The sequence below is a fragment of the Plantactinospora alkalitolerans genome, assembly GCF_015690345.1.
Lineage (GTDB): Bacteria > Actinomycetota > Actinomycetes > Mycobacteriales > Micromonosporaceae > Plantactinospora > Plantactinospora alkalitolerans.
In genome coordinates, this window is the sequence record NZ_JADPUN010000166.1 from 56760 (window position 1) to 66521 (window position 9762).

10 protein-coding genes are annotated in these 9762 nt (G+C 71.4%); 5 read left to right on the plus strand and 5 right to left on the minus strand.

The window, feature by feature from the left end; all coding sequences use genetic code 11:
- The first annotated feature begins 154 nt into the window (after positions 1-154).
- Positions 155-1783, plus strand: a complete 1629-nt coding sequence (locus I0C86_RS17410) for a glycosyltransferase family 4 protein (RefSeq protein WP_407676315.1) — start codon at positions 155-157, stop codon at positions 1781-1783.
- On the opposite strand, the gene I0C86_RS17415 is transcribed toward I0C86_RS17410, so the two are convergent.
- The gene (locus I0C86_RS17415) at positions 1774-1986 is read right to left on the minus strand and encodes a hypothetical protein (protein WP_196202288.1); all 213 of its coding nucleotides are present in this window, start codon (positions 1984-1986) and stop codon (positions 1774-1776) included. The two genes, I0C86_RS17410 and I0C86_RS17415, sit on opposite strands and share 10 nt — an antisense overlap.
- A 136-nt stretch (positions 1987-2122) precedes the next feature.
- Between I0C86_RS17415 and I0C86_RS17420 the strand changes: the two genes are divergently transcribed.
- Positions 2123-2503, plus strand: a complete 381-nt coding sequence (locus I0C86_RS17420) for a phage holin family protein (protein ID WP_196202289.1) — start codon at positions 2123-2125, stop codon at positions 2501-2503.
- 132 nt (positions 2504-2635) lie between these two features.
- A complete protein-coding gene (fbaA, locus tag I0C86_RS17425) occupies positions 2636-3661 on the plus strand; it encodes a class II fructose-bisphosphate aldolase (protein ID WP_196202290.1) in 1026 nt (341 codons plus the stop codon).
- Positions 3662-3729: 68 nt separating this feature from the next.
- Here fbaA and I0C86_RS17430 read toward each other — a convergent pair whose 3' ends face one another.
- Complete coding sequence (locus I0C86_RS17430) at positions 3730-4953, minus strand: LOG family protein (protein WP_196202291.1); 1224 nt, start codon at positions 4951-4953, stop codon at positions 3730-3732.
- A 263-nt stretch (positions 4954-5216) separates the two neighbouring features.
- Here I0C86_RS17430 and I0C86_RS17435 point away from each other — a divergent pair, with 263 nt between their 5' ends.
- Positions 5217-5645, plus strand: coding sequence for a DUF3151 domain-containing protein (locus tag I0C86_RS17435; protein ID WP_196202292.1), 429 nt, complete (start codon positions 5217-5219; stop codon positions 5643-5645).
- A gap of 74 nt (positions 5646-5719) precedes the next feature.
- On the opposite strand, the gene I0C86_RS17440 is transcribed toward I0C86_RS17435, so the two are convergent.
- Entirely contained in the window at positions 5720-6595 is an 876-nt protein-coding gene (locus I0C86_RS17440; protein ID WP_196202293.1) for an alpha/beta fold hydrolase, read from the minus strand.
- 80 nt (positions 6596-6675) lie between these two features.
- Complete coding sequence (locus I0C86_RS17445) at positions 6676-7278, minus strand: CGNR zinc finger domain-containing protein (RefSeq protein WP_196202294.1); 603 nt, start codon at positions 7276-7278, stop codon at positions 6676-6678.
- 105 nt (positions 7279-7383) lie between these two features.
- On the opposite strand from I0C86_RS17445, the gene I0C86_RS17450 reads away from it, so the two are divergent.
- On the plus strand, positions 7384-8319 hold the full coding sequence (locus I0C86_RS17450) for a GNAT family N-acetyltransferase (protein ID WP_196202295.1): 936 nt from the start codon (positions 7384-7386) through the stop codon (positions 8317-8319).
- Positions 8320-8388: 69 nt separating this feature from the next.
- On the opposite strand, the gene I0C86_RS17455 is transcribed toward I0C86_RS17450, so the two are convergent.
- Positions 8389-9762 (minus strand): MinD/ParA family ATP-binding protein (locus I0C86_RS17455; protein ID WP_230394306.1); only part of this gene is annotated, 1374 nt, incomplete at its 5' end.

Below are 9762 nucleotides of genomic sequence, written 5' to 3' on the forward strand. Positions count from 1 at the left end.
GCCGGTCCGGGGCGGCGGACGACGGAGCGGGTGCCGATCGATCTCGTCGGAAGCTGTTCATGTTCCCGTCACCTCGTTCCCGCGCTGGTCAACAGCGGTGCCCCGTACACTCGCCGGGTCCGCGGGGCGGTCCGGCGGGACGGAGGCGCGAACGATGACGCACGACGACGCCGGAAGACCCCGTCGCGGGCGGGGCCGGATCGTCATGCTGGTCGACAACGGCGTCAACGGGGACTCCCGGGTGCAGAAGCAGGCCCGGTCGGCCGCCGACGCGGGCTGGGACGTGACCCTGCTGGGCCGGTCGCCGACCGGAGCACCGCAGAGCTGGCGGCTCGGCTCGGCGCTGGTGCGGTTGCTTCCCATGCCGGAGCCGCTGTTCCGCAAACGCCATCAGTTCCGGCGTGCCTGGCTGCGCTGGCCGCTTGCCTATCCCCCCACCGGGATCGCCGAACACCGGGCCCAGCAGGTGGCGGCCTGGCAGGCGGACCTGCGGGTGCGGGGAGCCCTACTCGATCTCGAAGCCCGGTCCGGGCGGCGCCGTGCGGTGGCGCAGCGGTGGCGACGGATCCAACTGGTCCTGGCCACGCTGCTCGGCCACTGGGTCTGGGTCCGGACCAAGATGCACAACCGGGCCCAGTACGCCCGCCGGTACCGCAACCCGTGGGACCGGGCGTACACCTGGTTCTGGCAGTTGGTGCACGGCGACGGTGCCTGGCGACGGCTCGAACCGGGGCTGTGGGACTACGAGCTGGCGTACGGGCCGGTGCTCGACGAACTCGCCCCGGACCTGATCCACGCGAACGACTTCCGGATGCTCGGGGTGGGTGCCCGGGCCGCGATCCGGGGCCGCGCCGCGGGGCGGCCGGTCAAACTCGTCTGGGACGCGCACGAGTTCCTGCCGGGAATCCGCCCGTGGCAGCCGAACATCCGCTGGCTGCCCGCGCATCGGGCACACGAGCGCGAGTACGCCCCGTACGCCGACGCCGTGATCACCGTCTCGGAGGCCCTCGGCGAACTGCTCCGCGCCGAGCACCGCCTCGCCGAGGTCCCGGCCGTGGTGCTCAACGCCCCCGCCGTCGAACACGGTCCGGTCGGCCCGGACCAGCCCGTTCCGGACCTGCGGCAGCTCTGCGGGGTGGGCGCCGACGTTCCGCTGCTGGTCTACAGCGGCAGTGCCGCCGAGCCGCGCGGGCTCCGCACGATGGTCGACGCCCTGCCCGAACTGCCCGGCGTGCACGTCGCCCTGGTGGTCAACCCCGCCCTGCGGTACGTCGAGAAACTCGTCGCCCACGCCGGCCGGCTCGGCCTGACCGACCGGGTGCACGTGCTGCCGTACGTCGAACACTGGCAGGTCGTGCCGTTCCTGGCCGGTGCCGACGTCGGGGTGATCCCGATCCACCACTGGCCCAACCACGAGATCGCCCTGATCACGAAGTTCTTCGAGTACGCCCACGCCCGGTTGCCGGTCGTGGTGAGCGACGTACGGACGATGGCGGACACCGTACGGTCGACCGGTCAGGGGGAGGTGTTCCGGGCCGAGGACGTCGCCGACTACGTACGCGCGGTCCGGGCCGTGCTGGCCGACCGGGAGCGGTACCGGGCCGCCTACGATCGGCCGGGGCTGCTGGCCGGATGGACCTGGGCGGCTCAGGCCGAGATCCTCGACGCCGTCTACCGCCGCCTGCTGCCCGACGCCGCCGAGGCACCTGAGCGCGGTGCCGAGGAGATGGCCCGGACGCCGGTGTCAGTCTCGGCCGGGTCGATGCGGGCCGGTCAGCGGTAGTCGTCCTCGGGGCCGACCACCTGGGCCTGTTCGATGGCGTCCGCCTCGTTGACCTCGAGACCCCGTGGGACGTCCGACTGCTCCTCGATCGTCGGGTCCGCGACGGTGGCCTGCTCCACGGCGTCCTCCGGCGACACCTCCGGGTCGCGCTCGTCCGGGGTGAGGTGATCGCCGGGAGCGAAGTCCTCCTCGGGCTGTCCCATGTCGCCTCCTGCCGGTGCGTGCTGCTCTCCCCACCGTACGGGCTGATCGCGCCGCCGGCACCGGAGAGCATCGTGCCCGGTCCCTGAGCCGGCTAAACCGCCCGTCCGGGTTTGACCCCCATGTCAGGATGGGACGGTGAGCTTCCTGATCAGGCTGCTGATCGGCGCGGTGGCGTTGTGGATCACCAGCCTGGCGGTGCCCGGAATCGAACTGACCGGCCGGTCCGCCCTGGACGACGCGCTGACGGTGCTCGTCGTGGCGTTGATCTTCGGCGTCGTCAACGCGGTCGTGAAACCCATCATCCGCGTCGTCGGCTGCGCGTTCTACGTCCTCACCCTGGGGCTGTTCGCCCTGGTCGTCAACGCGCTGCTCTTCCTGCTCACGGACTGGATCGCGGACCAGTTCGACCTGCCGTTCGAGATCGACGGCTTCTGGCCGGCGTTCTGGGGCGCCATCGTGATGGCGGTGGTGACCTGGTTGATCGGCGTCGTCGTACCGGACCGGTCCGAGCGCTGAACCGCCGGGACGGGTGGGTTGCGGCGCCACGACCGGGCTGCGGGATACTTCCGGCGGAGGACAACGCGGTCCGGCGCACTACAACAGACAGCGGCCGTCGAGGCCGAGAGCGGTTAGTAAGGAGCATTTGACATGCCCATCGCCTCCCCCGAGGTCTACGCCGAGATGCTCGACCGCGCCAAGGCGGGCCGTTTCGCGTACCCCGCGATCAACGTGACCTCCTCGCAGACGCTGAACGCGGCACTGCGCGGCTTCGCCGACGCGGAGAGCGACGGCATAATCCAGGTCTCCACCGGTGGCGCCGAGTACCTCTCCGGCCCCTCCGTCAAGGACATGGTCACCGGCGCGGTCGCCTTCGCGGCGTTCGCCCGCGAGGTCGCCAAGAACTACAGCATCAACGTCGCGCTGCACACCGACCACTGCCCGAAGAACAAGCTGGACGGCTTCGTCCGCCCGCTGATGGCCATCTCCAAGGACCGGGTGGCCCGGGGCGAGGAGCCGCTCTACCAGTCGCACATGTGGGACGGCTCGGCCGTGCCGGTCAAGGAGAACCTGGAGATCGCCTCCCAGTTGCTCGACGAGGCAGCGGCCGGGCACATCGTGCTGGAGATCGAGGTCGGGGTCGTCGGCGGCGAGGAGGACGGCGTCGAGAACGCGATCAACGACAAGCTCTACACGACCGTCGAGGACGGCCTGGCCATGGTCGAGGCGCTCGGCCTCGGCGAGAAGGGCCGCTACATGGCGGCGCTGACCTTCGGCAACGTGCACGGCGTCTACAAGCCCGGCAACGTGAAGTTGCGCCCGGAGATCCTCAACGAGATCCAGCAGGCGGTCGGCGCCAAGCACGGCAAGGACAAGCCGCTCAGCCTGGTCTTCCACGGCGGCTCCGGCTCGCTGCTGGAGGAGATCCGCGAGGCCCTCGACTACGGCGTGGTGAAGATGAACATCGACACCGACACGCAGTACGCGTTCAGCCGCCCGGTCGCGGACCACATGTTCCGGAACTACGACGGCGTGCTGAAGGTCGACGGCGAGGTCGGCAACAAGAAGATGTACGACCCCCGGGTGTGGGGCAAGGCGGCCGAGGGCGGGCTGGCCCAGCGGGTCGTGGAGGCGTGTGAGCACCTCCGCTCCACCGGTACCACCCTGGCCAAGTAGGGCGTCCGACGGCGGATGGCCAGCCGGCCATCCGCCGTTGCCGTACCCGGGCCAGGCCCGGTCCGGCGCTACGGGCTCGTGGTGAGCAGTCGTACGGCCTCGTGCACGTCGTCGGTGATGTGCACGAGGCGGGACAGGTCACCGGCCGGCGACAGCGTCAGCAGCGGTAGCAGCAGCGCCTCGATCGGCAGGGTCTCGGTCCAGAAGACGCTGTCCAGGAAGACGTACGGGCCGCTCGCGCCGTCGGTGCCGTAGAACGTCTTGGTCGCCGCCTGGAACACCTCCTGCACGGTGCCGGCCCGGCCGGCGGCGAAGACGATTCCGCCCCGGGCCAGTCGCAGGATGGTGTCCTCGCGGATCGCGTTGGAGAAGTACTTCGCGATCCGGCCCGCGAACAGGTTCGCCGGCTCGTGCCCGTACAGCCAGGTGGGGATGGCCAGACCGCCGCGCCGGGCCCAGCGGTGCGGATCGGTCTCCACGGCACCGTCGCCGGTCCGGGCGCGGGGGACCGCCGATTGGAACCGGGCCCGGACCTCGAGCGCGGCGGCCGTGTACGGATCGTGGTCGCTGAAGTCCGGGGCGGCGGCCAGGAGGTCGATCGCCGCGCCCAGGTCGGCCGGCGAGCGTTCGGACAGGTAGGCGCCGAGATTGGCCGCCTCCATCACCCCGGGCCCGCCGCCGGTCACCACCAGCCGACCGGCCCGGGCGAGTTCCCAGCCCAGCGTCGCGGCCAGCCGGTACGCCGCGGTGCCGCGCGGCACGGCGTGCCCACCCATCACCCCGACCATCGAGCCGGGCCCGTGTCGGGCCAGCCACGAGCGGGTGGCGTCGGCCAGGGCGTTGTCGATGGCGTGGTCGTGCAACCGCTGGGCCAGCGCCTCCCGTACCTCCGGCAGCGCGCCGCCGTGCAGCCGGAAGTGCTCGTAGACCACGGCGTCGTACATCCCGGCGAATCCGTCCGAGGCGAAGCCGGCGGCCAGGTCGTCGGGGGTGTAGAGCCGGGGTGGATGGGTCGGGTACGGCAGCTGGGTGAACGCCGGCACGACGTGCGCGCCACGGTGTACCAGTTCGGCCTCGATCTCCCGGGACGCGAACCGGCAGCCCACGAAGAGAGTGCCGGTCAGGTCGACGACCGCCAGGTCCGGAACCGGGTCGAGATCCAGACGCAGCCCCTGGACGGTGAGTCCGGCGAGGCTGCCGGCCCGGAGATGGGAGTCGAGTTCCGCGAGCGACTCGATCTCGTCGGCGGTGTCGTCCGGTTCGAGGACGTCAGCGGGGGGCGGAGTGGGCACCCTGCCATCTTGCCGGGGGCGGGCAACCGTCCGGCCACGGGGCTCTGTGCGTGCCGGAACGGGCGGAAACCGGCGAGAGCCCGACGACCAGGGTCGCCGGGCTCTCTGTTACCGGGTCCTGGGGAGGCTCCGGATCTATATTTGTAGTCCAGTCCGGTCTGAACCGCACCGGCCGCACGCGTGACGGTCCCCTCAGCCGTTCAGCCATCACGCGGGCCAGACCCGCCTCGTCAGGTCCGGACGGCGCCGGGTTGAATGGTCCGATGCAGAACCTCTTGCCCGAACCGCCGGCAACGCTCCTTCCCGCGGACGACGAAGCCGAGGCGGCGCTCGCCGCCGCGCGGCAGGCCGACACCGACGAGGCGTACGCCTCGGTCGCCGCGCAGCATCCGACCTTCAGTGCGGGCTGGGCGGCCCTGGCCGCCCGCGCGATGGCCTCCGGCCAGGTCGTCGCCGCCTACGCGTACGCCCGGACCGGCTACCACCGGGGCCTGGACCAGTTGCGCCGCAGCGGCTGGAAGGGTCACGGTCCGGTGCCCTGGGCGCACGGTCCCAACCGGGGCTTCCTGCGCTGCCTGCACGTGCTGTCCCGGGCGGCCGGCGAGATCGGCGAGTCCGACGAGGCGGCCCGGTGTGCCCAGTTCCTCCGGGACTGCGACCCGGAGGCCGGCGACGCCCTTTCGGGCACCTGAGCCGGGCACCCGACCCTCCGGCACCACCTGACCCGACCTCGCCCCGATCCTGTTGGTGAAGGCGGCGGATCGGCTCATATGTTGTCGAGCACGAACGCCCGCATGAGTTCGGCGCACTCGGCCGCGTGCGTTTCCAACAGGAAATGCCCGCCGTCGTAGATGTGCGCGTCCATGCGTTCGAGGGCGCGGTGGTAGGCGAGGACCTCGTCGACGTCGAAGTACGGGTCGCGCCGTCCCCACAGCACGAGCGCCGGCGGCTGGTGGGCCCGGTGGTACTCGGCGAGTTCACCGAACCGGGCGACATGGTTGGCGTAGTCGCTGAACAGTGCGAACTGCGCGTCGACGTTGCCGGGCCGGCTCATGCGCTCCCAGTCGAGGTGCCACGACTCGGGAGGCTGCAGCGTACGCAGGTACTCGGGCAGCCCGGCGAGATACTGGTCACGGGTCCCGGCAAAGTTCAACCAGTCCGGCAGCTCGGCGCGCTTCTGGTCGGTCGGGTCGGCCCAGTACGCCCTGGTGCTGTCCCACTGCTCGCCGAGGCCGTCCTCGTGCGCGTTGCCATTCTGGACGATGAGGCCGCGGATGCGATTCGGAGCGCGGGTGGCCAGGTGGTATCCGACCGGTGCGCCGAAGTCGTGCAGGTAGACGAAGAAGCGCCCGACCCCGAGCTGGTCGAGTAGGTTCTCGATCGTCCGGGACAGGTTCTCGAACGTGTAGTCGTACTTGTCGATGGTCGGCGACGAGGACATGCCGAAGCCGGGAAGGTCGGGGGCGATCACGTGCGCGACGCCGGCCAGTGTGGGCATGACCTCACGGAATGTGTGCGACGAGCTGGGGAACCCGTGCAGCAGCAGCACGGTCGGCTGACCGGGGCGCCCGGCCTCGCGGAAGAACACCTCCAGGCCGTTGACGTCGGCCTGTCGATGGCGGACCTTCTGGATCGCCTGCATTTGTCCTCCTCCTACGTCCGTTGGCGGGGGTCATCCACCGGCGATGGCTTCGAGGCCGATGAGTGTGCTGCCGGCGGAAGTCATTCGGTGGCTTCGCGCAGCCGTCGTCGGTAGCTGCGGTTCTTGTTCCGGGCCCCGCACAGCCGCATCGTGCACCAGCGACTGGATCCGTTGCGGGACTGGTCGTAGAAGACCCAACGGCAACTGTCGGCCTGGCAGACCTTCAGCCGGGAGAGCGTGCCGTCGGCGGTCCCGAGGGCGAGCGCCGCCAGGATCGCCGCGAGCGCCCCGGGCAGCCCGGCCCGGGCCGGGGCGAGGGTGATCGTCTCGCCGACCACGACGATGAGCGGCAGCCCGGCCGCGGCCTCGGCGAGCGCGATCCGGCCCCGGGCCCGGCGGTCGGCGTACGGCTCCGGCGCCGCAGAGCCGGGCTGGCCGGGTATCGCCGGAACACTCAGCAGGTCCCGGAGCGCCTCCCGGAACCGCAGCGCGCGGCGGACCTCGGCGTCGCCCGTTTCGCGTACGTCCGTCGGATGGCCGTTGGCGTTCAGCCAGGTCACGAGGCTGTCGACCTCGGCGAGATCGTCCCAGCCCCCCTCGAAGTCGACGCTGTTGCAGAAGTCCTGCACGAGGCGGAGCCGGCCTGGCGCGGGGCGGCGGGCGTCGGCGTCCTCGATGGTCATAGATACCAGCATAACGGGTTGACTGGTATCGCCGCCCATGCTCTACTGCCTGGCGATGCCAGTGAAAACACTTAGGCGGCATCCCCATTGCGAAGGACTGCTCCGGTGACGACGATCCGTACCGCCCATCCCGACGAGATTCCAGCCCTGGTCCAGTACCCCGACGACGTCGAGCGGAACGACGCCACCTGCGCGTACCTGGCCGACCTGCTCGCCAAGGGCTGCACCCGGCCGCAGTGGTGTCTGGTGGCCGCCGACGGCGACCGGCTGGTCGGCAGCGTCGTGCTGTGGACCCTGCCCGGCGGCGACGTGCCCACCGACGTCGTACTCCTGGAGGCTCCGTGGGGCGATCCCGAACCGGCCACCGGGCTCGCGCTGCTCACCGAGGCGGCCACCGTGGCCCGCACGTACGGGGCCACCGGGTTGGGCCACGTCGTCGACTCGCCGGCCCAGGGACCGCAGTTCCAGCGCGACCGCGAACGCCGGATCGACCTGCTGGGCCGGGCGGGGTTCACGGTCGCCCGCGACGGCCGGCGCTTTCGATGGCTGGCCGGCGCCGAGCTGCCCGCACAGGACCCGAGGTTGCACTTCCGGTCCCTCGCCGAACTCGGCCCCGAACCCTTCGTCGACCTGCTGGAGGCCCTGCTCGCGGACACCGCCGACGCCCGGCTCGGCGCCGACGTCCGGGCGCACGGGCCACGCAAGGCGGCCGAGCTGCTGTTCGAGGAGACCACGGAACTCGACCACGAGCCGCAGTGGTGGGAGATCGGGTACGCCGCCGACGGATCTCCGGCCGTGGTCAGCCTGCCGGCCAACAGCCCCAGCTTTCCGGTGATCGCCTTCGTCGGCGTCGCTCCCGACCACCGGGGCAGGGGCTACAGCGGGTCGGTCGTGGCACGCGGGACCAGGATCCTGGTCGAGAACGGTGCCACCGAGATCCGTGGCGACTGCGATGTCCGGAACATCGCGATGTACAAGGGCTTCCAACGCGCCGGCTACGACAACTTCGCGGACCGGCTCGAATTCGCCCGATCGCTCTGACGATCCCCGCACCCCGCGACGCCGACGGACCTGTACGGACCCCTCGCCCCCGGCGCGGGGGGATTCGTCCTACAGCCCCTCGGCCACCGATGCGGCGATCTTCAGCCAGGCGTCCCGGGTCGCCGACGAGAGCTGCGCGTACCGGATCGGCTCGCCGGTGTCGATCAGGCGCTCGTACGGGGCCAGCAGCACCGACCGGGTCCGGGCCGCGAAGTGGCGCTCGATCGCCGGCAGGTCGATCTCCTTGCGTGACGGTGGCATCGAGACCACCGTCACCGCCTGCCGGACGAGCCGCTGCCGGCCACTCTGCTCCAGGTGGTCCAGCATCCGCGCGGCCGTCTCGGCGGAGTCGTTGCGCGCGGACATGGTCACCACGAGCTGGTCGGTGGCGTCGATCGCCGCCTGCCAGTTCTGGGCCCGGACGTTGTTGCCGGTGTCGACGAAGATCAACTTGTAGAACCGGCTGACCACCTCACGGATCTCCGCGAACGCGGCGGCGGTCAGCATCTCGCCGCCGGTCGCCGACTCGTCGGAGGCGAGTACGTCGAACATGCCCTCGCTCTGCGAACGCACGTACTGCGACAGGTCGCCGACCCGGCCCTGCGCGCCCCGGAACTGGTACAGGTCGCGCAGCATGTCCCGGACCGTCCGGGAGTGGAAGTCCTGCTGGGCCCGCATTCCGAGAGTGCCCTGGGTCTCGTTGTTGTCCCAGGCGAGCACGTAGCCGCCGCGTTTCTGCCCGAAGGTCATCGCCAGCAGCAGGATCGCCACCGTCTTGCCGGCGCCACCCTTCGGGTTGACCACCGTCACCTGTCGCAGCCCGCCGAAGTTCCGGCGGATCATCTCGATGTCCTGCTTGAACTCCTGCTCCTGGCGGCCGGGAGCGAGCCGGACCAGCCCCAGGGTGGTCTTGTTGACCGCGGCCCGCACGCCCATCTGGGCGACCGGGTCGGCCGGGCGGACCGCGCGGCGGCGGGCGAAGTCCTCCGCCGTGGGTGTCCCCGAGTCCGGCGTCCAGAGCGGATCCGGGTAGCTCTGGGACGGCGGGTTGGGCACCCGTTGCACGCCGGGCGCCTCCGGGTACGGCTGCTGCGGCACCTCGGTGATCCCGGGGTGCGGAGGGACGGGCGGCGGTTCGTGTCCGGGCGGCGGTTGCGGTGCCCAGCCGGACTGGTGCCCCGCCGTCGGCGGCGGGCCGGGTACCGGCGGCGGATAGGCCGGATATCCCTGCGTGGCGGGATAGCCGGAGGTGGCCGGATAGTGGGTCGCGGTCGGCGGCGGATAGGTCACCGGGGGCGGCGGAATCTGCTGGGGCGACAGCGGGGGAGCCGGCGGTTGGACCGGTGGCCCCGGCACCGGCGGGTACGCCGACACCGGATGCGCCGCCGTCGAGTAGGGACCCGGGGCGAGCGTGGGCGGGTACGGGCCGACGACCGGCGGGGC

Bases quoted from the DNA above. Each gene is read 5' to 3' on its own strand.
- I0C86_RS17440 (WP_196202293.1), bottom strand. From the start codon at position 6,595: ATGCAGGCGATCCAGAAGGTCCGCCATCGACAGGCCGACGTCAACGGC.
- I0C86_RS17435 (WP_196202292.1), top strand. From the start codon at position 5,217: ATGCAGAACCTCTTGCCCGAACCGCCGGCAACGCTCCTTCCCGCGGAC.
- fbaA (WP_196202290.1), top strand. From the start codon at position 2,636: ATGCCCATCGCCTCCCCCGAGGTCTACGCCGAGATGCTCGACCGCGCC.
- I0C86_RS17410 (WP_407676315.1), top strand. From the start codon at position 155: ATGACGCACGACGACGCCGGAAGACCCCGTCGCGGGCGGGGCCGGATC.
- I0C86_RS17415 (WP_196202288.1), bottom strand. From the start codon at position 1,986: ATGGGACAGCCCGAGGAGGACTTCGCTCCCGGCGATCACCTCACCCCG.
- I0C86_RS17445 (WP_196202294.1), bottom strand. From the start codon at position 7,278: ATGACCATCGAGGACGCCGACGCCCGCCGCCCCGCGCCAGGCCGGCTC.